Origin of the sequence: Streptomyces sp. NBC_00659, from assembly GCF_036226925.1 — a bacterium.
Lineage (GTDB): Bacteria > Actinomycetota > Actinomycetes > Streptomycetales > Streptomycetaceae > Streptomyces.
Genome location: NZ_CP109031.1, coordinates 9,496,031 through 9,520,365, shown reverse-complemented (window position 1 = coordinate 9,520,365; position 24,335 = coordinate 9,496,031). Strand labels below are relative to the sequence as shown.

Here is a 24,335-nt window from a genome sequence, read left to right as displayed (position 1 = left end):
ACGGTTTGTCAATATCAAACCGTCCGTGCTGTTTTTTTATTCTATCCGGACCGCTCCAGCGACACTCAACACGCGCTCGCACCCGGCCCCGGTCCTCCCGGAAGGCCGGTTCAGGGCAATCCGGCCCGGCGGCGATGGTTGACGATCCAACAAAAAAGACCGTGCAGTCTGTTCAGGGTCCCGCCGGATCCGCCCCGCTCCCCGCGACACTCGCGCACACCAGGGCGTGGCGCTCGGTCAGCCGGGGCAGCAGCAGATCCCAGAACCCCGTGACCTTCTCCTCCGACAGCCACGCCTTGTCCTCGCCGCCGAGCACCTCGAACCCGACCGTCGCGGCCACCACGGCGGCCGCGGCGCCGTCCGCCGACACCCCCTCGACGAGCCAGCCGTCCTCATCGGCCCGCAGCAGCACCTCCTCGACCCAGCGCTGCCATTCCTGCCGCGCCGTCGGCCCCTCACCACGGCCGGGATCGTCGGACAGCTCGAACCCCGCCCGGACGACGACATCGCCGGCGATCGCGCTCATCAGCCGGTACGTGGCGTCCACCAGCGCCTGAAGAGGGCCCTCGCTGCGCGCCAGGGTGTCGTGCGCGATCCGCCGCACGCTCTCCAGCGCCTGTGACTCGATGGCCCGCAGCAGCGCCTTCTTGCTCTCGAAGTGGAAATGCAGCGCACCGTTGCTGACCCCGGCCCGTCGGCTGATGGTCGAGAGCGAAGTGTGAGCCAGGCCCTCCTCCGTGAACACTTCGGCACCGGAACGGATCAGAGCCTGGCGGGTACGGGCCGCACGCTCCTGCTTGACCATCAGTCGTCTCCTGGCTCGGACCGCGGTCTCGGCGCTCCCGGGCGGGGGTGCCTGCCGTGTCCCGTCGTTCGTCGGTTCACTGCGGGGGGTTGCCGTGTTCGCGGGAGGGCAGGTCCGCGTGCCTGGTGTGCAGCATCGCCAGTGAGCGGATGAGGATCTCGCGGGTCTCGGCGGGGTCGATGACGTCGTCGACCAGGCCGCGCTCGGCCGCGCAGCAGGGGTGCATCAGCTCGGCCTGGTACTCCTTGACCATGCGCGCGCGCATGGCCTCGGGATCGGCGGCGTCGGCGATCCGGCGGCGGAAGATGACGTCGGCGGCGCCCTCGGCGCCCATCACCGCGATCTCGTTCGCCGGCCAGGCATAGGTGAGGTCCGCGCCGATGGACTGGCTGTCCATGACGATGCAGGCACCGCCGTCGCCTTCCCGCTCGGACCACGCAGCGCCTCCGCACGGACGGCGTGCAGTTCCGCCACACCCCCCCCCGGACCCCTGTGAGCCCTGGATCGGTTGGCGCGGATGCGATCACGGCCGTCATGCCGGGTCCCTTCTGAGGCCACCCGAGGGTCCGACCTCGGAACACGAGATTAACAAACCGCTTACGCGGTTTTCAACTGTTGCGGAGATCGCGCACCTCCTCCCGTCACCGCCGGCGCGAAGGGGCCCCGCACCCTTCACGCCGCGCCCACCGGCCGAAACCGCCGTCCACCCGCTCCCCGCGCGGACGCGGGGAGCGGCACGGCGCGGGGCGGCACCCGGGCGGGAACGGCGCGTTCCCCTTGGGCCGCCCGGCCGCGCCCCTCCCGCGCCGTGCGGCTTCCGCACCTCCGGGTCCCCGGCGCCTCCACCTCCGCCTCCCGACACGGTGGGGCCTGCGCCTCGAAAAGATCTCCGGTTCCGCTTGAGGCCGCCGGAAAGGTCCCGCAGCCCTCCCGCCGCCCCGACCTGCGGGGAAGGAGGAGGGCATGTGACAGAGACATGGCGCCCCCGCGCGCGCCGGTTCCGGATTACCGGAGTACCCCGTACCGCTAGAAATAAAACCGGGTGGTATGTATCTTCGTTCGCCCTGGGGCCTTTCCGGTCCACCTTCGACAAACGCCGTCCAGGGGGATCAATGTCTGTGAGCATGTTCCAACTTGAACGTACAACGATCAACGGAGCACCGGCCGAAGGCGCCCACGAGGCGCCCACCGGGCCAGGCACATCACGCTTCCCGTCCTTCACCACGACGGTTCCCAAGGAGTTCGTCCACCGGGCCGCGGTCGCCGAGGTGCTGCTCACCGACTGGCGCCGCGAGAACGACACCCGCTTCGTCATGGCCGGGCAGTGGCCCCGGGGGCACAGCTTCTTCACTCCGGTCGGCGAGGGTTATCACGACCCGCTCATCGCGGCTGAAACAATCCGCCAGGCCGGTATCCTTCTGGCCCATGCCGAGTTCGGGATTCCCCTGGGCCACCACTTCCTCGTCTCCGACCTCGACGTCGCGGTACGGCTCCCGCACTTCAGGGTCGGTGACGCCCCGGCGTCCCTGGACATCACCGTCACGTGCCCGGACATCAAGCTCCGCGGCAACAGCCTCGCGGGAATGCGCGTGGCGGTGGAGATACGCCGTGACGGACACGTCGCCGCGACGGGCGGCGGATCCCTGACCTGCATCACGCCGTCGGTCTACCGGCGGCTGCGGTCCCGGCCTGCGGGCCGTGCCGGACACCGGCTCGCGCTCATGGCGCCCGTGGCACCGCAGCTCGTCGGCCGCATGTCGCCCACCGACGTCGTCCTGGCGCCCCTGGGAGCGGCGGACCGCTGGCAGCTGCGGGTGGACACCCGCCACCCCGTGCTCTTCGACCACCCGGTCGACCATGTGCCGGGCATGCTCCTGATGGAGGCCGCCCGCCAGGCCACCGCCGCGACGCTGGAATGCTCCCGCTTCGTCCCCCTCGCCATGGCCAGCGAATTCAAGCGCTACGTCGAACTGGACGAGCCCTGTCTGATCGAGGCCCGCCGCCTGCCAAGGACCGAATCGGGTGACGACCGCGTCCTGGTGACCGGGCACCAGGACGAAAACGTCGTGTTCCGGTCCACCGTGACCGCCTCCCCCCGGCACGACGGCTAGGAACCTGTCCGGCCGGTCACGGCGCGGACGCGGGGTGCGGCACGCGCTCCCCCGGGCTCTGCGTGCAGGGGACCCCCGGCGGCGTCGCCCTCGCTCCACGACGTCCCCCGGCCTTCGGCCGGGAGGTGCCCCACCGCCTCGCCCGCCTCCTGCGCCGTGCAGCCGCACACACCGCACCCCGCTCGCCGCACGCCGCTCGCCGGCATCCGCCGGGCGCCCCCGCTCCGCCCGGCCGTGACCGGGCGGACAGGTCCCGGCAGCGCTTCGCCGCGGTGGATGATCCCGCCCGGTGGCGGGCGTCTTGGAGGGGGAAGTCCGGGAGAAGCGGCTTCGGGGCGAGCCGGCGAAGTCCGCCGCCGGCGCGTCCGGTCCGCCGCCGCGGCGGCGAGGACGCGCCGGCCCATCGATCACGGCCACCGCGGACGCGGGCACGGCGCCGGGCGCGGACCTCTTCGAAGGCCGCGCCCGGCCCGGCCGGCGACCACCACGTCACCCTTGTCGCCCTTGTCGCCCTTGTCACCGCCGCCCGGGCCTGCCCCGCTCTCATGCAGCCCGGCCCGATCCCTCTCATGCCGCCCGGCTCCAAAGCCCCCACGCCGGCCTGGGCCCTCCCCGGGCCCTCGGCACCCTCCCGGGTCCTCGGCACCCTCCAGGACCCTCGGGGTGGCGGACCGGCAGCGGACCGGCACCTGTACCGCCTGCGGCCGCCCGCCCGTCACCGGGTTTCCTCGCGGATGCCCCGGCTCTTCGGGCAGGAAAAGGGGCAGGGGCCGGACCCCCTGCAAAGCGGGGCCGAACACCGGATCGGCCACCGGGGACGATCCGGCGTCCTCCGGCCGACCGGCGGGCGGCCTCCAGGAGATGCGCGATCTCGCCGCCGGCCGGCCTGCGGTCCGGCTTCGCCGGTCGCGCCGGGGCGCCGTCACGGAAGGACGTCAAGGCCCGGCTGCCGCACAGGCACCGGGCCGCGACGACCGGGTGGAACAAGGAGCACGCCGCCGGCCCCGACCCTGAACCGCACGCGGCGCGGGCTCCGCCAAAAGGGCGGGCGGCTGCGCCGCGCGGGCCGCACCGCCGTGCGGCCGCGGGACCGGGCCGGCGTCACACCCCCGGCCGGGCCGGCGTCACACCCCCGGCCGGGCCGCGGCAGCCGCCGGACCGAATGCCGCGAGATGGTCCGCAGCCCAGTCGCGGAAGGAACGGGCCTCACGGCCCGTCACCTCGCGGACCGTGCTCCCGACATCGGCCTTGGCCCCGTCCCGCCGCCGCTGCGCACCGGCCAGCAACGCCTCGGCGACCGCCGGCGGATGACGCCGGCGCAACAGGGCACGCACCGACTCCAAAGGCAGCTCCTCAAAACGCAGCGGACGCCCGAGCAGAGCGCCGAGCTCGGCCGTCTGCTCGACCGCGCTGATCGCCTCGGGCCCGGTCAGGGTGTGGACCCGCCCCGCATGCCCGTCCCCGGTCAGGGCACGCACGGCCACCTCGGCGATGTCACGCGGATCCACGCACGCACAGGCCGACGTCCCGTACAGGGACCGTACGACCTGCTCCGAGCGGATCGACGCCGCCCAGGACAGACAGTTGGACATGAACGCACGCGGCCGCAGCAGGGTCCACTCCATCCCCGAGTCCCGCAGCAGGCCCTCGTTCACGCGCTGCCACCGCGTGATCAGGTCATCCGCCTTCGCGTCCGCGACGGCGGCAGCCGAAAGCTTCACCACATGCCGTACACCCGCCGAACGCGCAGCCCGCACAAAACGGGCGTCATCGTCACCCGGGACCCGGTTGGTGACCAAAAACGCCCTGCGAACACCTCTCAGCGCGCGCTCCAGCGACAGCGGGTCGCCATAGTCCCCCCCGACCACCTCGGCCCGGCCGGCCACATCGCCGACCCGTGCGGGATCCCTGGCCATGACGCGTACCGCCTGGCCCGCGGGAAGCAGGCGCAGCACTTCCCGTCCGACGGTTCCGGTGGCGCCCGTCACGAGCATCATCGGCGTTTTTCCCCCCTGCGCCCGCCGGCTCTCCCGCCGGCCCGGGCATGTCCTCGAATCGGTGGAGACCGACGTCCTCGCCCCTGCCTCACGGCGCACACCAGGCGGCGGCCCGTGCCGGCAGCCCGTCCAGGCCCCCCTGCCCACCGCGCCTCCCCGAGCCGGGGCCGGGCGCTTTGCAGGAAACGGCAGGCCTGCCGCGCAGGCAGCAGGGCCTGCCGCCGTCAGCCGAGCGCCTGCACGCCCGGCATGACCGGCTCCCGCCGGGCCGCCGGGATGCCGCGCAGATACAGCGCCAGCGCGGCATCCAGACTGCCACCCCCAGGCGCCCAGGCGACGTAGCCGTCAGGCCGCACCAGCAGGGCATCGAACGGCACCGCCGGAGTCGGCTCCGCCCACACCGGGCACAGCCCGTCCGCCCAGGCCTGCGCCTCGCGCAGATACCGGCTCCCGCACTCCCCGAAGAGCAGCAGCAAAAAACGCCCCTCCCCGGCACGCAACAGCTCGATCACATCGGTCGGGCCCTCCCGCGAGGCAAGGCCCACATTCTGCAGGAACCTTCCCTCCCACGCGGACGGACACCGGGTGTGCCGCGGCAGAACCGTGTCCTGGGCACTGATCATGTCGCCCAGGCGCCCGCCCTCCTGGCCCGGTCCCAGAAGGGTGTTGAACAGCGAGCGCAGCGCGTCCAGTCCGGGATCCGGCCGCATCAGGGACAGCTGGGCCCGCGTGTTGTCGATGACCCGCCGGGCGGCCGGCCGCCGCTCCTGGTCGTAGGTGTCCAACAGCCCCTCCCCCGCAAGACCGCGCACGGTGAACGCCAGTTTCCAGCCCAGGTCGAGAGCATCCTGCACCCCGGTGCTCAGCCCCTGCCCCCCGATGGGGAAGTGCACATGAGCAGCATCCCCGGCCAGCAGGATCCGGCCCGAGCGGTAGGTACGGGCCAGCCGCGAGAAGTCACTGAACCGGCTGAGCCAGCGCGGGTCCTCCATCGCAATGCCGCGTCCCGCGATCCGCGAGACCTCCTGCCGCAACTCCTCCAAGGTGAGCGGGAGATGACGCCGGGGATCCTCTCCCGCACAGTTCAGGGTACGGATATGGGTGCCCTGCCCCGGATCGTTCCTGGCAACGATCCAGCCCCGCGGGGTCTGGTGCCACCCCGGCGGCAGCGCATCGGGATCGGACAGCCGCACCAGCCCCGCCAGCGCGGACACCGTCGCCGGATACACCGCACAGGCAACACCCCCCTGTTCACGCACCGTGCTCCTGGCCCCGTCCGCACCCACCAGATACTCGGCCGTGCACAACACCACCCCCGACGGCCCCTCGGCGACCACCTGCACACCGCCTTGGTCCTGGGCCACCCCGGCCACCCGGTACCCCCGCAGCACCCGGGCCCCCACAGACCGCGCCCGCTGCTCGAAAACACGCTCGAGCTCGGCCTGCGGCCGCTTCAGGATCGGCCCCGGCTCGGCCGCCGGAGCGGTGATCGCCAGCCCCGACAGCCCCGCGAAGTGGAACGGCGCCGTGGCCTCGACCCCCACACCACCCGCACCACCCGCACCCGGCACCAGCTCGGGCAGATAACCCCGCCTGACCAGACACTGCAACGCCCGCGCGTGCAACGTACTCGCCCGCGGCCTCCCGGAAATCCCCGCCCGCTCCTCCAGCACGAGAGTACGCACCCCGTACGCGCCCAGCTCGGCAGCGACAAGCATGCCGACCGGCCCTCCCCCGACGATCACGACCTGCGCATGCATACGACTCGCCACCCCAGGACCTCCCCTTTAGTCCCCAGACAGTCGGCCACCCCTACCCCAAGAAAAATATACCGGCTGGGCGGTTCTTTTCAAGGGGTGTGCCGGCCCCGAGTACGACTCCTGCCTCTCCTCCTGCCTCACCGCGACCGGCGCGGCGGGCATCGGCTCCAAGGGCCGCAGCACCCCGCGCGACGACATGTCCGCGGCCGGCGCCCACTGCCCGATCACCGACCCCGGCAACGCCACCTCCACACCCCGGAACCCCGGCACCATCCCGAAGAACCCGGCACCGCCCCGGAGAACCCGGCACCGCCCCGGAGAACCCCGGCACCATCCCGGAGAACCCCGGCGCCATCCCGGAGAACCCCGGCACCATCCCGGAGAACCCCGGCGCCGCCCCGGAGAACAGGCGGACACATCCCGCTTCGGCCAAAACCCCCCGCCCGTGAAGACCGCTTCCCACGTGCTTCCGGTTGCCTTAAGGACCGCCCGTAATCCCCGGCGGACCCACGACGACAACCACGGCACCCCCGAGCCCTCCGAACACGGGGGGACCCCACGCCGCGCTGCCGGACCACCCGAATACACCCGAATACACCCGGATAGGCCCGGATACGCCCGGCACGAGGACGGCCCTCCGCCTTGCGATGCCCCCCAGCCCGAAAAGCATCGGAGGGACGCGCGGGAGAGGCCCCAGCATCCGACGCCGCCCGCCGATCCACCCGAAACCACAGAACAGCCCCTGCAGCCACAGCCCGATCCCGGCTCACACATCACCCACGAGAGCGGCCCGCCCAGCGACCGCCCGGCCCACGACCTCCCCCACGACCCGCCCAGCAACCGCCCGCCGAGAACCTTCCTCACGGCCAGATGAAACGCCGGCTCCAAAATGCCCGCGACCAAAGCACCGTCCTCCCGCGAGAGGGCAGGCACACAGGGACCGTCACAGAGCACCGGGCCAGGAGCCCGCCACGACCGCACCCGCCCACCACGCCCGCACCCGCACGGCGGACGGCGGACGGCGGACGGCGGACGGCGGACGGCGGACGGCGGACGGCGTGGAACGACGACTGGCGCGCGCCCGCACCCGGGACCCTCCCCGGCCCCTTCGAGCGGGACGCCGAACGCCTCGCGGCCGGCATCGCGGTCACGGCCCGGGAGAACGGACACAAGGAGGAACAGGAGGAGCACGTCTTCGGCGCGGCACGAGCCGCCACCGGGCAGTACCGCAAGGCCGCACGACGGCCGGCCCCGCAGGACGAACCGACCGTCCGGCACCAGCACATCGACGCCGACCGCCGCTGCCCCCGGCCCGCCCGGGACACCGGCGCCCGGGACGCCGGCGCCCGCACGCGGAGGCCACCCTCACCCGGACCCGCCACCACACCAGCCCCCAGACCCTCGGCAAACCCACCGAGACCGCCGACGGACACCCCGGCCACACCCCGGACCGGCGCACCCCAAACGAACAGGACCGCCACCCGCTCGAAAAGCAGGCCGATACCGGCCCCGACCCGGTTCGAAAAGCAGGCCGATACCGGCCCCGACCCGGCTCGGGAAGCGGGCCGGTGCCGGCCCCGGAAAGGCCCGTCGACCGACCGGCCTGGACACCCTGCTCCCCGCGGCCAGCCGGTACATCAGCAGCAGTAACAGCAGCAGCGCGGCGGGCGCGTCGACCGCCACCGGGGCGAAGACCCCATCCAGCGAGATCCCGGCGGCCAGGACACGCAGGCCACCGACCGGGCCGACCGCCACACCGGCCCTGCCGGCCACGCCGGCCGTGCCGGCCGTGCCGCCTTCACCGTGCGCGAACGGGGCACCCCGGCCCCACCCCGTCCCGGCGGACAGGCCCAAAACGACCGACAGGCCCGCCGCACCGCTCACGGTCAACCGCCCGCAGCGGGCACCGCACCCGACGGCCGCACCCTCAACCCGCACACTGCCGCACCCTCCGCGAACGACCCGCACACCAGCGGACACACCCCACACAAAGGAACAGCACCCGCCACCCCCGACCACCCAGCCCGACCCCACCCCCCCAGGACACCCCAGACCCCACACCAACCCGACCGGCGGCCCGGGACCCCCGGGCCGCACACCGGCCCGGCGGACGGTCCGGACCCGCCCGTCCCGGTGCAACCCGCCGCCCTGTCACCCTCCCCGAAACACCCGAGTACCCCCGCCGCACCCGCCGGCACGGACAGCGGCCCGCCGGCACGGCGCACGCCTCCTCCAAGGCCCCCGAAGCGCGGCAGGATGCCGGGCCGCCGGCCGGGCCGTTCCGTCCGCGCGACCGCGCTGACGGCACTGACGGTGCTGACGGCTCCGGGCCCGTCCGGCAGGCGGGCACGTCCGCCGCTCCCGCCCCCGGGCTGCGATGATTTTCTCGATTCATTGAATGTCGTACAGCCGGACGGCGTGCACACGAAGCCAACCGCCTGTAATATACAAACTGGGCGGTTTTTTATTGGGTCTCCGGTCTCCGGGCTCAACGACAAAAGGGGAAAGGCCGACATGGTCAAGCAGGAACGGGCGGTCCGGACCCGGCAGGTGATCCTCGCAGCAGCAGCCAGCGTCTTCGAGGAACGCGGCTACCAGGCCGCAACCATCAGCGAGATCCTCACCAGCGCCGGCGTGACCAAGGGAGCCCTCTACTTCCACTTCCCCTCCAAGGAAAGCCTCGCCGAAGGCGTCCTGCACGAACAAGACCTCAAACTCCCCATCCCCGACCGCGCCTGCAAAATCCAGGAACTCATCGACATCGTCGTCACCCACGCCCACCGCCTCCAGACCGACCCCATGGTCCGCGCAGGCGTCCGCCTCTCCCTCGACCAGCAAGCACAAGGCCTCGACCGCAGCGGACCCTTCCTGCGCTGGAGCCAGGTCGGAACCGAACTCCTGGAAAAAGCCAAAGCCCAGGGCGAACTCCTCCCCCACGTCATCCCCCACCAGACCGCCGACGTCCTCGTCGGATCCTTCGCCGGCATCCAGGCCATGTCCCAAGCCCAATGCAACTACCAGGACCTGCCCACCAGAGTCAGCGCCCTGCTACGCCACATCCTCCCCAGCCTCGTCATCCCCTCCGTCCTCGCCTCCGTCGACCTCACCGAAACCAGAGGCGCCACCGTCCACACCGAACTCCAAACCCTCCACCCCGAACTCCAAACCCTCCACCCCACCCCCTAACCACCAACCAACCCCCACCACAACCACACCCCCCACACCCCCCACACCCCGGCCCCGGCCCCGGCCCCGGCAAGGCACCAGAACGCCGGGAGGACACCAGCCACCCGACATCGGGCCGCGCGGCGCCGAAGCCGCGACACGATGATCGCGCGAGAGCGGCAACACCGAGCCATCGATGCCCCACACCCCCTGAACCGTGCTCACACATCGAGCCGTTGCCGCCCGAACCGGCACCGAAGCAGATCGAGGACAGACCGCGGTCCCGGACCCGCAGCCCTTCTGCAGGATCCTGTCCGCACCGCATACCGGCATCCAACGGGAATACCCGCCCCAGGACCTGGACTTCGGCTCGGACATGACCTGCCAGCCGCGCCCGGCCGCACGGAACGAAGCCGACGTATGGGATCAACTGCACCCGGTACTGCTCAGGAAGTCGCAGGCCACGAAACAGCCGGACCGGCCACAGGCAGTGACCGACCCCTCCCACATGCGAGCCGCCCGACAGCGCCCAAAAACAGCCCCAACCCGGCCGACCACACGCGGCCGGACAGCAAACACCACACCGACACCGACACCCAGGTCTGCCGCACGATCGGGTGACATCTTGACCCGCCCATCAGCGGATTCGCCGGCTTCCTCCGTGGCGACCTCGACGCCGTCACTGCCGGACCAACCCTGCACTGGAGCTCAGGCGTCGTCGAAGGTCACGTCAGCCGCGTGAAAACACTCAAGAGAGCAATGTACGGCCGAGCTTCCTTCACGCTGCTTCGGACTTGAATCCTCACGCAGGGTGAGTCAGGTCATCGCAGCGGTCCGAGAATCCTGCGCGCTTCCCCGCTCACGGCGTCGTCCTCATCCGATGTCAACGCTGAGCACAGTGCCGTGAGCCGTTCCCCGTCCTCCTCGGACTGACCGCAGACATTGAGGATCGCAGCATCAAGGTGATCGCCAGTGTCGTCATCCGCGCTGGCGAGCGCGGCCAGGACCATGCGCAGTCCAAGCACGTCCCAGCGTCCGAGCAGAGCCTCCGCCGTCTCTTGAGTGACGAAAGTGTCGCGACCATCCAGCAACAGCCGGTGCAGGACCTCGGACACTTCGGGAACCTCTGCGGCGGCTGCCAGACGCCGGCCCGATGCTGCTCTAACAGACCATGACGCCGAAGCAGACCCCTGAAGGAATGGGGTCAACTCGTCATCAAACTCGGAACGGGGCATGATTCCCACTCTGGCATATCCACTTTCGCCCACGCTTCCGACCATCACGCAATCGCGGTCAAAGCCCTGAAATCGGCCAGGGACGCTCTTCCCTCCACTTCGTTGCGTCTTGAAGCGTGTGGGGAATATGGGGAGTGAAGAGCGCGTGTGAGGGCCCAGCGACCGAAGCCGACGCCGGCCTGGCGGCCGTCCAGACCGGCGGACGGGGCGACGTCACGCAGGGACGCCGAGCGGCGGGTGCTCGAGCACGCGGGGCTTGTACTCGACCAGTTGGATGCGGCCGTCGAAGGTACGGTGCTCGATCATCTCGAGGGCAACGTCCGGATAGCCGTCGTAGATACGTTCTTCGCCCGTGGCCCCGGTGATCACCGGGAACATCACGACCCGGAAGCGGTCGACGAGTCCGGCTCGTAGCAGGGACCGGCACAGACTGAGGCTGCCGATCGTGCTGAGGAGCCCTGAGCCACTCGACTTCATGGAGCGGACCGCCTCGACGGCGTCGTCGCGGACAAGCGTGGAGTTGGCCCACGTCAGTGGCTCCTCGAGTGAGGAGGAGAACACCACCTTGGACGCTTGCGTGAGCTCGTCGACGGACGCCTCTTCTTCGGGCCTGAACTCGTCTTGGCCATTCGGGACCTCGCCTGCGGCGAAGCCCGACATCAGGCGGTAGGTGTTCGCTCCCATCAGGTAGGTGGCCTTGGGCTGCTCGCCGAGCCATGCGAGGTACTCCGGGCCCTCGAGGCCCCAGAACCCGGGCCATCCCTCTCCCGATGCGTGGCCGTCGAGGGAGGTGATGAAGTCGACGAGAAGCTCCGACATGGCGGTGCCCTTTCCTGGGGGTGTCACGAGCTTGGACCGGCCGGGAGCCACAAACTCATCGGCCACGCTGTGGAGTAACGAGAAAACCCATGACGCTGCAGCCGAACAGATCGGCGGAGCGGCACTGCTTCATAGAGCCCGAGACCTATATGATTGCACTATGCATACAGTTTGGTAATGATCTCCACGCGACTGGGAACGGCGGTTTGAGTTCTGCCAAAGCCCCAGCTCAGCCCCACCCGTGAACGGCCCACCCCGCTCTACTGGGTGATCGGTGAGACCTCGCTGCCCGACGTCGACAGCGGGTGCTTCATCCACTCACCTGCGACGGCGGCGGAGCACTTCCGTGAGTACGGCCCCGCTCCGAGTGCCTGGCTTGGCCGGGGGCCGCCTTTCGAGGCACTGTGCATTGCGGAAATCTGCAGCCCAGGCCTCAATTGGGGCGTGAGCTGCCCGAGCCGAACCGGCTCGGCCCCACCCCCAGGCCGTGCAGCGCCGCTCGGGCCAGGATGAGGAACTCGGCTGGCCCCGCACTTTCCTGACGGTCGACAGGGGGCCGCGTCAGGCGCTCCGGCGGTTGCCTTGGTCGTCGCACGGCAGGTCGGCGGCTGTGTGGTGGGTGAGGAAGTCGCGGGTGGCCTGGCGTTCGGCTTCGGCGATGGCGGTGGCCTGGGTGAGGCGCTCCTCGCGCTCCTCGGAGCGCTTGTTGTCTGCGGCCACCAGCATGCCGAAGACCGGCCTACCCTCCACCTCGCGAAAGACGCGGCGGAAGTCGGTGGACCAGACGCTGGGGGCAGGCGAACCGTGGCCGTCGGCCATGGCGGGCCACTCCTGGTCGCGCACGGCACGGGCGTAGCAGACCGCGTCCGCCTGGATTTCGGCCCACTGCGCCTCGGGCGCGTATTCGGCGGCCTCGACGAGCTGGTCGACGGCCCGGGCCTCGCCGCGAGAGGCGACCTCGGCCTTGCCGTAGGAACCGTTGGCGGTGACAAGGACGAAGGCCAGCAGCACAGTCAGCGTGAGCAGGGGGCCGACCAGGTCCTTCACCGCCATACCTGTGTCGTCGTCCTCGCCGAGGAGCCGGGGACGCAGGAAGCGGTTCGCGGCGAGGCCGGCGAGCAGGACCACTACGGCGACCGCGATGACAAGGACCACGGACGGACACCTCCGGGTGGGATGAGCAGAGACCCCGTCTGCGGGGCACCGGGATCATGTCCCGCGTCATGCACCGCCCGGACCAGCGGAAACGTCTCCTCGCGCTCGAACGAGCGACTCACGTTGGGCCGGAGAGCCCCGTGCCCGAAACCGTCGCCGGCAACCAGCCCCGGCCCGGTGCCCGTCGCGACCGCTTCCTGCAGGATGCCTGCCAGCTGTACCCGGCGGGTTCTGCTGTGCTGTGTCGGTTCGTGGCCGGACGGGGCCTCAGCTGTAGAGGAGGGAGGCGGACGAGGTGGTCGCGCCTTGGCGGCCGGGCGTGGTGTACGCGAAGTTGAGCACGGTCCGCCGCGGTCCCAGGCGCCTGAGCGGGGTCACGCGGTGGGCGGTGAGGTCGCTGCGCAGGAGGTAGCCGTCGCCGGGCAGGTGGTGCGCGCGCCGGGCGCCGGGTGCGTCGAGGGCGTGAAGGTCCCGGCGGCCGGGGTGGAATTCCAGCAGTCCGCCGTCGGCGGGGTGCGAGGGGGCTTCCAGGAAGAGGACCAGGGCGAGCGGGTAGTCGTCAGTGTGTGCGCCGTGGGTGTCGCCGGGGCGGTGCATGACGTTCAGGACGTGCCGTTCGACGGGGTCGTGGACGGCGACGACCTTCTCACCCAGGAACAGGGAGAGCAGCCGCACCAGGTCCCGGTCCTCGTACAGGGCCGTGATGAGCGGTGAGGCGTGGGCGATCTTGTGTCCGCCGAGCGTGGTCATGTGCCGGGGGCTGTCCGCCATGCACGGCATGCGGAAGTCCCGCCTCACCGCGTCGGCCTCCAGCCTGTATGCCTCCCCTTTGAGCGTCACGAGTCCTGCGGGACTGATAAGCCCGGGCAGGGCGACATAGCTGTCGGCAGAGAACTGCCGGCGCAGGGACTCCGAGCGCGAGGGCGCAGGCAACGAGAACACGGCCGATGCATCCCTCGTGCCCGCACAGGCCAAACCCGCCGCCTGCGTCTGCCCGCAGCGGAAGACAGGATCAGGCTGAAGGCTGGCGGCCGGAGCATGCGACATCGGACGCCGAGTCGTACCGGCTGGCCGCCAGGCTCCCGGTCGGCGCCCGCAACCAGATGGAAGTCTGCCCGCACTCGTCGCCGGTCTGCCCGAGGAGCGCCTGCGGGACATCCTCCTGGTGTCGCTGAACGCGTTCTTCGAGGCCGAGTCGACCGGGGAGACCCTCAACGGGAAGACCGACATCCTCCTGCGTATCGACGACCGCACCCTCACTACACGTGATAGATCCGGCACGTTACGTGTTCACCATCGGCTGATCCGGCATTCGGCCCGCGCTTGGCTCCTGCCAGCGGTCACCGAGCGAGCCACGGATCCCCCTACCGCCCTCCCTACCGGCAGACCCGACAACCTGATCAGGGTTTATGCAGTTCAGGCCCCTTGACCAGCCCCGCCCACGCGTCTCGACAACCCTCTACCCTCTCTTCCGCTCCTGCCTGCGCCCTAAGAGGGCATCTGATCTAGGTAGTTGGTAGTTCGGGATGTTTTTGTGACTGCTGGCGTCGGTGGTCGTTGGGCGAGGCGTGAGTGTTCGTCGCCCGTATCGCAGTGATGTCTCCGACGCCCGCTGGGTCTTGATCGAACCGGTCTTCACCGCCTGGCGAGCGAGACGGACCGGACCCGGCACGGCTGCCCGCGTGCACGACCTGCGCGAGATCGTCAACGCGATCCTCTACGTCAACCGAACCGGCCCTGGGAGTATCTGCTGCACGACTTCCCGCCCTACAAGACTGTCTACGACTACTACGCGAAGTGGGAAGCCGACGGCACCCCCCAGCAAGTCCACGACCTGTTACGGGACAAGACCCGTCGAGCTCACGGCCGCAGCGCGGACCCCACCGCGGCCGTCGTCGACGCGCAGAGCGTGAAGACCTCGGCGAACGTCGCCGAGACCAGCCAGGGCATCGACGCCGGCAAGAAGATCAAAGGGCGCAAGCGGCACCTGATCACGGACACGCTCGGTCTGGTGCTGGCCGTCCTCGTCACCGCCGCGAACGTGCACGACACGACCGGCGGCAAGCTCCTGCTCGACGACCTCGCCGCGGCGCATCCCAGCGTGACCAAGGTCTGGGCCGACGGCGGATACCAGAACAGCATCTTCAACCACGGCGCCCAACTGGGCATCGATGTCGAGGTGGTGCAGCGACCACGGGCGAGGGGGTTCGAGCCACTGCCGAAGCGGTGGGTGATCGAGCGAACCTTCGGCTGGCTTATGCAGCACCGCCGCCTGGCGCGGGACTACGAAGCCCTGCCGCAAAGGTCCCGGACCATGATCCACTGGGCGATGGCTAACAAAATGTCCCGCGAGCTGACCGGAGAATCCACACCAACCTGGCGATTCGAAACGGATATCCAGCCCACAACAGCGTGAACGTTGATCAGATGCCCTCTTAGCCCAACTCAGCGTCCGATGCGCCAGCCGTTCGGACAACGGCGGGGCGGTTCAGGAACTGGGTGGGAACTCGTGGTCGAGAATCGCGTGCACGACGGAGTCCCGCCACGCCCCCGCCTTCCACACGTGCTCGCGGATGGTGCCTTCCTCGACCATCCCCGCCGCGCCCATCGTCTTGGCCGAGGCCTCATTGAGCGGCGACCGGGCGCCCCAAATGCGGTGCAGGTCCAGGTCGTCGAACCCCGCAGCGAGCAGGAGCCGCACCGTCTCTACGCCGTAGCCCCGTCCCCATACCTCCGGGCGCAGCGCGAAGCCGAGGGTGGCTCCGCGCTGCTGGTGGGGATCGAGGGCCAGACGACCGAACCCGATCAGTGCGCCTGTCTCCTGCTCAGTGACGGCGAGCGCGTACTCCGTGCGAGGCGTCGCCGCGGCGGCAGTGATGGACCGGGCCACGATCTGCTCGACCTGTTCGCGGTCGCGGGGCTCGAACGACAGGTGCGCCGTGGCTGCGGGACTGCCGTAGATGGCGAACACCGCATCCACGTCCGTGGGAGCGAGTTCCCGCAGGCCAAGACGTGCGCTGGAACGAGTGACCGGGTACATGCCCCGGACTTTACCCGCGAGGCAGCGCGGGCCGGCTGGCCGGGAATGCCTCGATCTCGGCCCGTAGATCGCGCGCGGCGACAGCCGTCCGCACAGGCCCGGCGCCCAGAGCAGTCCGGACGCGCCCGGCGGAGACGATGATCCCGTTGTTGCGGTGGGAGGCTGGCAAGTTCAGCACAGGGCGGATGGCGTCCGCTGCGCCGTCCACGTCGCTGCTGTACAGCCGGACAAGCGCGAGGTCGCACTGCGCGCCGGCCAGGTCGCCGAACGCCCAGTGGGGGGCGTTGGGGTCACCGAACGCCTCGACTGCTTCCTCGGCCTGCGCGGCGAGCTGCTCACCGCCGTGGCCGAGGAGGGCTTCGGCCTCCACCGAGTAGTAGAGCTGCTTCGCGCGGCTGTAGGTGAACAGGCCGCCGAGCTCGTCCAAGTCGTCCGGGACGACGTGCTCTCTGCGGTCGCTCGCCTGCCGGTTCGTCTCGCGTACGGTCTCGTCGTCGCCAAGGACCGCGGCGGCGCGCGCCTTGAGGCCGAGCAGCCACAGGCCCGCAGTTCCCTGCAAGGTGACGGCGTTCTCGGCGCCCTGGCCCGCATAGTGGTAGGCGTCCTCGGGCCGCCCCGCCCAGTAGGCGATGAGGGACTTCAGGCCGTCGCTGAGGGCGATGAGCCCGGGGTGTTCGGCGTCCCTGGCACAGGCCGCGGCGACCCGGGTCATCGTCAGGGCCTCGTGGGGTTCTGCATGTCGTTGAAGCCCTTGGCCACCAGGAAGGAGAGGATGGCGCCCGCCACGTTCAGGTCACGCAGTTGCGACGGCCGAACCCGGCCGCCTTCCAGGAGCCGGAACACCTGTTCCTGGGTTTCCAGCAGGTCAGGCCACAACTCGGGCAGGGGGACACGGGGGTACTCGGCGACCAGGCGCCGCACCTCGTCATCGAGCACTCCGAGAGTGTCCTCGCCCACCCGGTCGCGGTCTGCCCCGAGGAGGAAGTCTTTTGCGCGTCGCACTGCCATCGCGCCCGTCCTTTGCATCTCGTGAAGGTCCACGCCGAGGTCGGCGTGGTGTGCAGTCGGTGACGTGTCTGCTCGCTGGACGAAGTGCGGCACGGCGCCCTCCTGGGCCTCCGACCACAGTTGATCGATGCTGTGGCCCAGCAACTCAGCGATGACCGGCCGGAACACCCGCTGTGGCTTGCGCCCCTCGTAGATCCATCCTTCGACGGTCTTCAGGGCCGGTTCCGCGTCCCTGGACCCGAGCCGTTCGGCCACCTTCCGGTACTCCGGGAGGAAATCGTCAGGGGTGCGTATGCCGCGTAACTCCAGGATCTTCCGGAAGAGCAACACGACTTCCTCCCCGATCATCCGACTGGCACGTCACTGATCCGACGGTAGAACGTTGTCTCAATCAAGGTGCCCTATACAGACGGTACTTACCGGTTCCGAGGGAAGTCCGAGGAACGTCCGAGGGAAGGCGTCAACTTCTCTCCCCGAAGCCGAGGCCGGTATGGGGGTAGATCCGTCCCCGCACGGTTGTCACGGTGGTGTCAGTCCTCGCAGAGAGTGCCTGACCGAGCACAATCGTGAACCTGGGAGTCCCCGCCGTGAATCCGCGCGCAATCGAACCCGCAGCCTCCGCGGCACCCCCGCCCGGGGGAGCGTCCGTCACCGTGCTGCGCCCGGCCGGCGCTGCGACCACTTTCCTGCCGCTGCCCGCAGAACAACCCCCGTTCCGATGGAGCACCCGCCTGGTCGCCGACAGCGGAGCAGCCGCGAACTCCCGGCTGCGTATCCGCCCCCGGCTCACAGTCTGTTCCTGGTCCGGCAATGTCGACGCCGCCGCCCGCATCGCCGCACACCTGGTGGACAACGCCGTCCGGCACGGGAAGCCGTTCCCCGACGGGAAGGTCGTCCTGCGACTGCTCGCCCACCCCGACACGGACGAACTGTTCATCGAGGTCGACGACGCGTTCCCCGCCTTCCCGGGCTTCGACCAGGTCGCGAACCAGAGTCCCGATCAGCGGCCCGCGGCCCCCGGGCTGTGGTGGCCAGCCCACTACCGCGCCACGCTCTCATGGGATCTCCGGAAGACCGACGCCGACGCGGTCGTCGGCAAGACCGTGCAAGCCCTTCTTCCCGCGACCTGGGACGGTTCCGCATGACGCGCTCACCCCTTCCCCAGCGTGCAGCGAAGCCCCTCCGCGGAGTACCGGGCAGCATCGACTTCAAGCCCACCCTGGACGCCGCGCCCGAGGACGTCGCACAGGACATGGGCGACCTGGCCGCGCGCGTACGGAACCTGATGGATCTCCAGCACGGGAAGCCCATCCGGTTACCGTTAGGCGGCCGGTTCTTCGACGCCGTCGTGACCGCCTCCGGCCCCGAGGCCCACGCCGTCGTGGACCTCATGGACGAAGTCCAACGTCTGCGAGGCGCACGCTCTGACGCCCCCGCCTGCGGCCCGGTCATCGAGGACCCGGAGCGGGACTGGCTCATCTGGCTCGTACCGCCGGACACCCACGCGGTCTGGGAGAGCGACTACGGCATATGCCGGGGCGCCCCACACGAACTCGTCCTGCCCCCCATGCAGCGGACAGGGCCGCCGGGCTCGTACTGGCTGCGCCCGTGCCGCGGGGACCGGCTCGTGCCGCGCTGGCCCCTGGCGGATCTCCTCGACCGGTTCCAGCCGGGCCCGATCCCGCGCGACGACCTCCTCGACTCTTTCCTCGGCACCATCTCCTGATCTCCGCGTGCGGTGGCGGCGTACGCCCTGAACCCGCCGCCGCACGCGGCCAACCTCCTGCCGTCGGACAACTGACCTGGCACCCGGCGGCAGGGCTCAACCGCGAGGGGGAACGACATGCGCGAGCTCGTAGCCACACCGTTCGGAGACCGCCGCCTCGTCCTGCGGCGGGGCAGCCCGAAAGCCGTACAGCTCCCCCACGCCAAGTTCGAGGAGCTGCGCACCCTGAGCACCGTCCCCAGCGGCGTGCCCGGATGGCTCGCCGCCGCCGTGGCCGCCCAGTGGCGGATGGACGTCTCCGGCCGCGCCCTTGACGACGTCCTCCTGCTGCGCGAGCCGGGACCGTACGAGTTCAGCCGGGCGACGTGGGAGATCAATCTCGGCTGTGACTACGACTGCGAGATGTGCTACCTCGGCGAGAAACGGTTCGAGGGCCTCGACATGGCGGGCAAGCGCACCCTGTTGACGGTGATGCGGGACGCCGGGGTGATCTGGCTCCAGATCACCGGCGGTGAGCCGCTGATCGACCCGGACTTCCCCGAGTCCTACAGGCTCGCGAACGAACTGGGGATGCAGCTCGAAGTGCTTTCCAACGGCTCCCAGTTACGCAGGGACCGCGTACTGGACGTGCTGCGCGCCTACCCGCCGACCAGGCTGACGCTGAGCGTGTACGGCGCGACCGCGGACACCTACGACGCAGTGACTCGCCGGCGCGGTGGCTTCGACCGATTCCGTGAAGGGCTGGACAAGTCGCTCGCCGTCGGGCTGAACCTCGATCTGAGCCTGATCATCGTGCGGACCAATGCGCACGAGGCCGACGCCATGCGCGCCTGGGCCCGGGACCTCGGGGTGCGGTACCGGGAGTACGCCAACATCTCGCCCACGGTTCAGGGCGGCGCGGAAACCCTGCCGTCCCAGTCCCCCGAGTACCTCACCGACCGGGAGCCGTTCACCGGCTGCCCGGCGGGCGCGACCTTCTTCCACGCCGACCCGTTCGGCCGCGCCTCGATCTGCAAGGTGGGCCGGGAGCCGAACATCGACCTGACCGCCGAAGGCGTGCCAGGCCTTGCCCGACTGGGCGGCATCGCCGAGTCCCTGATGCTTCGCACCGGAGGGTGCAGCGGCTGCAAGCTCTCAGCCACCTGCCGCGTGTGCCGACCGATGGCACGGGTCTTCCAGGCTGCGAAGGCGCCACTCAAGAACTACTGCCAACACGGAACGAGGTAGAGGTAGTCATGACTGCTGTAGCGATCGAGATCACGCCCCGGCCCGCGCCCGTCGTCGCCGATCCGGACGAGGTCGTCCTGATCGGCGACGTCGACATGCTGACCGCAGGCACCACGCCCGGCTGCAACGACGACAACCCGTACCAGTAGCTCACCTCGGTCGGGGCCGCGCCTCACGTGCGGCCCCGACCCCCGTACCTCTGGAGATTTCATGCCCACCCCGCGTATGACCGAGTTGCCGGACGCAGCGTTGTCACTGATCGAGAAGGCCAGCGGCCGCATCACCGATGTAGGGACCGTGCGCACAGGTCTCAACAGCTCCATCGCCGTGTGCGTGCGGACCAGCACGCGGACCCTGTTCGTCAAGGGCCTGCCCCTCGATCACCCCCGCGTCTGGACGCAGAAGCGCGAAGCGGAGATCAGCCCGTACGTGCGCAGCATCGCCCCCGAACTGCGCTGGCTTGTGGAAGCCGACGGCTGGAGCCTGCTTGGCTTCCAGTACGTCGAGGGAGGGCACGCCGACTACACGCCCGCCTCCTCCGACCTGCCCGCAGTCTCCGCGGCCATGGCACAACTCGCCGAGCTCCGGGCCCCCGGCCTCGACCTGAAGACCATGACGCACCGCTACAGGACCTACGTCGACGACCCCGCCGACCTGACGTGGTTCGAGGGGGACAGCCTCCTTCACACGGAGTGGAACCCGCACAACGTCCTCATCACCGATGCCGGCGCCCTGCTCGTCGACTGGGGGTGGGCGTCGACCGGCGCCGCGTGGATCGACCCCGCGCTGTGGCTACTGTGGCTGATCGCCCACGGCCACACCGCGGAGCAGGCCGAGAGCGTGACCGCCGCGCATCCGGCGTGGAAGCTCGCCCCGCCCGCTGGACTCGATACTCTCGCCCTCGTCCAACAGCGCCTGTGGGACTCCATCGCCGAACAGAGCCCGGACGAATGGGCGCAGCCGATGCAGGACGCGGCACGGGTCTGGAACATGCACCGGCAACACCAGCGCTGACCCCGATACGGCCCCGCTCGTCCGCTCCCCCCGAGACGGACGCGCGGGGTTTTCCGCTGACCTGAACAGCCCGGGTGTAACGCACAGGCCCGTCACTACGTCCATATGGCATCGCGACGTTGACGCTGGGGGGCCATGGCGATACCGGAGGATCGTTCGTGACCACAGCGGTGGTGCGTGACCCCGCAGGGCAAAGTCCTGCTTCATGTCCTGGGAGGCGGAATCGGCCACGCCGACGTGTGTGGCGTCAAGCAGGCCCGCCTTGCCTGCCCCTTGGGCAACGGCAGTCACAGCGTCCTGGCCAGTGGGTCTGTACGGTCAACGGTGGATCTTCGAAGAGGAAGTGACGCCTGATGACAGATGTGACCGTGTCGGCGGAGGCCGTGGCGGAAGTGCAGCCGTCCGGGTTGGCGCCGGATGTTCTGGATGACCAGCTGATCAGTCAGCTGGTGGACCGGGCCAAGGCCGACGGGATCAAGCTGACGGGCCAGGACGGTCTGCTGCAGCAGCTGACGAAGCGGATCCTCGAGTCGGCCCTGGAAGGTGAGATCACCGACCATCTCGGGCACGAGAAGCATGAGAAGGCCGGCTCGGGCAACACCCGCAACGGCACCCGGTCCAAGACCGTGGTGACCGAGGTCGGTCCGGTCGTCCTCGAAGTCCCCCGGGACCGGGAGGGCTCGTTCGAGCCGCAGATCGTCAAGAAGCGGCAGCGTCGGCTGACCGGTGTCGATGAGATGGTGCTCTCGTTGTCCGCCCGCGGCCTGACGCACGGTGAGATCTCCGCCCACCTCGCGGAGGTCTACGGCGCCGAGGTCTCCAGGCAGACGATTTCCACGATCACCGACAAGGTGATCGAGGGCATGAACGAATGGCAGAACCGGCCCCTCGACTCGGTCTATCCGGTTTTGTTCATTGACTGTGTCCACGTGAAGCTGCAGGACGGGAAGGTCGCGAACAGGCCGGTCTATGTGGTCCTGGCGGTCACCGTCGAGGGCACTCGCGAGATCCTGGGGCTGTGGGCCGGCGATGGCGGGGAGGGTGCCAAGTACTGGCTCCAGGTCCTCACCGAGATCAAAAACCGCGGCGCGGAGGACGTCTGCATGGTCGTCTGCGACGGACTCAAGGCTCTGCCCGACGCGATCGGGGCGGTCTGGCCGCAGGCGATCACGCAGACCTGTGTCGTTCACCTGCTGCGGGCCTCGTTCCGTTACGCGGCCCGGCAGGACTGGGACAAGATATCGAAGGCCCTCAAGCCGGTCTACACCGCACCGACCGAGGACGCCGCCACGGAACGGTTCCTGGAATTCCAGGAGCAATGGGGCAGGAAGTACCCGGCGATCGTCCGGTTGTGGGAGAACGCGTGGACGGAGTTCGTGCCGTTCCTGCAGTTCGATGCCGAGATTCGGCGGATCGTCTGCACGACGAACGCGATTGAGTCCGTGAACGCGCGGATCCGCAAAGCCGTCCGAGCTCGCGGCCACTTCCCGAACTAGCAGGCCGCCATCAAGTGCGTCTACATGGCCATCATGAGCCTGGACCCCACCGGCCAGGGACGTAAACGCTGGACCCAGCGCTGGAAGGCGGCCCTGAACGCCTTCGAGATCACCTTCGACGGTCGGCTCTCCGCCGCCCGCCGCTGACCCACTAACAACTCCAGAACCACCGTTAACTTTACAGACCCTCCGTTGACGGTGACGCGCTGGGTGCTCAGATCGATCCGATGGGGCTTGTGGGCATCGGTCTCGGACTCCTTCACGAACCTGCTGCCGTCCCAGTGCCAGGTGACGCGCCGGAGTTCCGACGGACCGCTGGCGTGGTTGTCCTTGGGACCGTAGAACTTGACGTCCGCGCGGAGGCGTCCGCCGCTGAACCTCACGGTGTCCGGCTGGTACTGCGGGGGAAGTCCGTCCACATGGAACGTTGGTGTGCGGCCGACTTCTTGTCCGTCGGTCGTGCGGTACACGCGCAACTCCTGGACGGCGAAGTTGCTCGGCTGCGGGCTGCAGAGAAACAGCACGGCGGTCACCTCGCCGAGGCGGGGCACGACTCCGTGAGTGATGCGCTGGATCTTCACCTCCCAGCGGTCATAGCCTCCGAGGCCGCACCTCTTGGCGGTCCCCGTCACCCACCGGCTGCTACTCCCTCTCCTCCGGCGGGAGCGCGACGTTTCCGCCGGCCACGATGTTCCGGCTGCGGCGGCCGGACTTCACACGCTGATCGAGCGGCGCCGCCGGCCTGTTTCGCACTGCCGGTCCCGGCGGCGCCGATGTCCCCGCGGGCCACGATGTTTTCGCTGTCTCGGCCCGCGGTGACCTCCTGCCGGTCGGCCGAGGTCGGGTCGGTCCCGGGCGTGCTGCTGCTGCCGCGGACCCACTCGAAGGCGCTGACTGCCAAGCCGCTGAGGAACACGGCAACGACCATCGCCACGGCCCACCGGTCACTGTCGGCTCGCGGGGTCCAGGAGAACCTGAGCGTCATCACAACCGTCGTGCTGCCCGCGAAGACCAGGACCGGGAGCGCCACTCGCCACGCCACCGACCGCCAAGACCTTGCGCCAAGGTCACTCATGCGGTCAATGTTCCCACAGCACAGGGTAGTTGAACGCGCGAGCGACTCAACTCGGTGCTTCGCGCGGTGAGCGCCTCCCGCTCCGCCGCCGAGTACTACGGCAGCAGGAGCCTGGAGGAGTTCGGCAGGGAGGCGGCCCGGCCGGCTCGCCCCATGGTTGCGGACATCGCCCGGGACGAGCTCGTGGAGATCGTTCGCAGACTCCTGAAAGCCGACCCGGAGAGTGACTACTATCTGCGGCTCCTGGAGGCGAACGTGTCGCATCCCGGGTGAGTGACCTGGTCTTCCACCGTTTGGACAACCTTCGGGCCGCATCTGCGGAGCAGATTGTCGATGAGGCTCTGAAGTACCGACCGATTGCGCTTTGAGCTGCGTGGGAGGTCAGCTGGCGTGCTGGTCCACCCGTCGTCGATCGATCTGTCCAGCCGGACGCTGCGGCACCTGGCCAGGCAACCGGCCAATCACCGGCGGGAGATCGCCACGCGATGGCGGCGCCTGCCCGTCGGCTGTCAGGCCCTGCTCGCCCTGGCCCACCTGCGATGCGGCGACACGTACGCCCGACCTCGCAGCCGATCCCGGGGCCGTGGGGCAATGCCCCGGCGGACTGGCAGCTTCACCTGCACTGACCTGGTCCTCCGGGGCCCAGCCGGTGGGGCCGAATCAAATCGGCCCCCGTTTGACATGCTTCGAACGGATGGCAGG

At 69.8% G+C, this 24,335-nt stretch carries 19 protein-coding genes and 4 pseudogenes; 12 read left to right on the top strand and 11 right to left on the bottom strand.

Annotation, left to right across the window (positions count from 1 at the left end; genetic code table 11):
• Positions 1-172: 172 nt before the first annotated feature.
• On the bottom strand, positions 173-805 hold the full coding sequence (locus tag OG410_RS41980; RefSeq protein ID WP_329297208.1) for a ScbR family autoregulator-binding transcription factor: 633 nt from the start codon (positions 803-805) through the stop codon (positions 173-175).
• Positions 806-881: 76 nt separating this feature from the next.
• Positions 882-1,232, bottom strand: a pseudogene (locus OG410_RS41975) (carboxyl transferase domain-containing protein); the annotation flags it as partial.
• A 697-nt stretch (positions 1,233-1,929) separates the two neighbouring features.
• Here OG410_RS41975 and OG410_RS41970 point away from each other — a divergent pair.
• Complete coding sequence (locus OG410_RS41970; RefSeq protein ID WP_329297209.1) at positions 1,930-2,916, top strand: ScbA/BarX family gamma-butyrolactone biosynthesis protein; 987 nt, start codon at positions 1,930-1,932, stop codon at positions 2,914-2,916.
• 1,124 nt (positions 2,917-4,040) lie between these two features.
• Here OG410_RS41970 and OG410_RS41965 read toward each other — a convergent pair.
• Entirely contained in the window at positions 4,041-4,913 is an 873-nt protein-coding gene (locus tag OG410_RS41965) for an SDR family oxidoreductase (protein WP_329297210.1), read from the bottom strand.
• Positions 4,914-5,137: 224 nt separating this feature from the next.
• Positions 5,138-6,673, bottom strand: a complete 1,536-nt coding sequence (locus OG410_RS41960; protein WP_329297211.1) for an FAD-dependent monooxygenase — start codon at positions 6,671-6,673, stop codon at positions 5,138-5,140.
• 870 nt (positions 6,674-7,543) lie between these two features.
• On the opposite strand from OG410_RS41960, the gene OG410_RS42775 reads away from it, so the two are divergent.
• Together OG410_RS42775 and OG410_RS41955 are read left to right on the top strand one after the other, a co-directional pair.
• Positions 7,544-8,323, top strand: a complete 780-nt coding sequence (locus OG410_RS42775; RefSeq protein WP_443063691.1) for a DUF2252 family protein — start codon at positions 7,544-7,546, stop codon at positions 8,321-8,323.
• Positions 8,324-9,187: 864 nt separating this feature from the next.
• A complete protein-coding gene (locus tag OG410_RS41955; protein ID WP_329297212.1) occupies positions 9,188-9,859 on the top strand; it encodes a ScbR family autoregulator-binding transcription factor in 672 nt (223 codons plus the stop codon).
• A gap of 800 nt (positions 9,860-10,659) precedes the next feature.
• On the opposite strand, the gene OG410_RS41950 is transcribed toward OG410_RS41955, so the two are convergent.
• The 4 genes from OG410_RS41950 to OG410_RS41935 all read right to left on the bottom strand — a co-directional run bounded on the left by OG410_RS41950 (position 10,660) and on the right by OG410_RS41935 (position 13,989).
• Positions 10,660-10,953 carry a hypothetical protein gene (locus OG410_RS41950; RefSeq protein ID WP_329297213.1) on the bottom strand — a complete coding sequence of 98 codons (294 nt, stop codon included), beginning with the start codon at positions 10,951-10,953 and terminating at the stop codon, positions 10,660-10,662.
• Positions 10,954-11,286: 333 nt separating this feature from the next.
• The gene (locus tag OG410_RS41945) at positions 11,287-11,892 is read right to left on the bottom strand and encodes a dihydrofolate reductase family protein (RefSeq protein WP_329297214.1); all 606 of its coding nucleotides are present in this window, start codon (positions 11,890-11,892) and stop codon (positions 11,287-11,289) included.
• Between the two features lie 561 nt (positions 11,893-12,453).
• On the bottom strand, positions 12,454-13,047 hold the full coding sequence (locus OG410_RS41940; protein WP_329297215.1) for a bestrophin-like domain: 594 nt from the start codon (positions 13,045-13,047) through the stop codon (positions 12,454-12,456).
• Positions 13,048-13,314: 267 nt separating this feature from the next.
• Complete coding sequence (locus tag OG410_RS41935) at positions 13,315-13,989, bottom strand: HalD/BesD family halogenase (protein WP_329297216.1); 675 nt, start codon at positions 13,987-13,989, stop codon at positions 13,315-13,317.
• A gap of 626 nt (positions 13,990-14,615) precedes the next feature.
• Here OG410_RS41935 and OG410_RS41930 point away from each other — a divergent pair.
• Positions 14,616-15,463, top strand: a pseudogene (locus tag OG410_RS41930) (IS5 family transposase).
• 72 nt (positions 15,464-15,535) lie between these two features.
• Here the strand turns inward: OG410_RS41930 and OG410_RS41925 are convergent.
• Genes OG410_RS41925 through OG410_RS41915 form a run of 3 tightly spaced genes read right to left on the bottom strand, consistent with a single transcriptional unit; the run spans position 15,536 to position 17,350 of the window.
• Entirely contained in the window at positions 15,536-16,087 is a 552-nt protein-coding gene (locus tag OG410_RS41925; protein WP_329303976.1) for a GNAT family N-acetyltransferase, read from the bottom strand.
• A 10-nt stretch (positions 16,088-16,097) separates the two neighbouring features.
• Complete coding sequence (locus OG410_RS41920; protein ID WP_329303975.1) at positions 16,098-16,799, bottom strand: hypothetical protein; 702 nt, start codon at positions 16,797-16,799, stop codon at positions 16,098-16,100.
• A gap of 2 nt (positions 16,800-16,801) precedes the next feature.
• A complete protein-coding gene (locus OG410_RS41915; protein WP_329303974.1) occupies positions 16,802-17,350 on the bottom strand; it encodes a hypothetical protein in 549 nt (182 codons plus the stop codon).
• Positions 17,351-17,682: 332 nt separating this feature from the next.
• On the opposite strand from OG410_RS41915, the gene OG410_RS41910 reads away from it, so the two are divergent.
• The 8 genes and pseudogenes from OG410_RS41910 to OG410_RS41875 all read left to right on the top strand — a co-directional run.
• On the top strand, positions 17,683-18,240 hold the full coding sequence (locus OG410_RS41910) for a hypothetical protein (RefSeq protein ID WP_329303973.1): 558 nt from the start codon (positions 17,683-17,685) through the stop codon (positions 18,238-18,240).
• Positions 18,237-18,821, top strand: coding sequence for a hypothetical protein (locus tag OG410_RS41905; RefSeq protein ID WP_329303972.1), 585 nt, complete (start codon positions 18,237-18,239; stop codon positions 18,819-18,821). Before OG410_RS41910 ends, OG410_RS41905 begins: the two co-directional genes overlap by 4 nt.
• Before the next feature lie 117 nt (positions 18,822-18,938).
• Complete coding sequence (locus tag OG410_RS41900) at positions 18,939-20,048, top strand: radical SAM protein (protein ID WP_329303971.1); 1,110 nt, start codon at positions 18,939-18,941, stop codon at positions 20,046-20,048.
• Positions 20,049-20,056: 8 nt separating this feature from the next.
• Complete coding sequence (locus tag OG410_RS41895; RefSeq protein WP_329303970.1) at positions 20,057-20,197, top strand: hypothetical protein; 141 nt, start codon at positions 20,057-20,059, stop codon at positions 20,195-20,197.
• A 61-nt stretch (positions 20,198-20,258) separates the two neighbouring features.
• Positions 20,259-21,062, top strand: coding sequence for an aminoglycoside phosphotransferase (locus tag OG410_RS41890; protein ID WP_329303969.1), 804 nt, complete (start codon positions 20,259-20,261; stop codon positions 21,060-21,062).
• A 362-nt stretch (positions 21,063-21,424) separates the two neighbouring features.
• Positions 21,425-22,705 (top strand): annotated as a pseudogene (locus OG410_RS41885) (IS256 family transposase).
• Positions 22,706-23,699: 994 nt separating this feature from the next.
• A complete protein-coding gene (locus tag OG410_RS41880) occupies positions 23,700-23,906 on the top strand; it encodes a hypothetical protein (protein WP_329303968.1) in 207 nt (68 codons plus the stop codon).
• Between the two features lie 117 nt (positions 23,907-24,023).
• Positions 24,024-24,194 (top strand): annotated as a pseudogene (locus OG410_RS41875) (IS5/IS1182 family transposase); the annotation flags it as partial.
• Between the last annotated feature and the right edge of the window lie 141 nt (positions 24,195-24,335).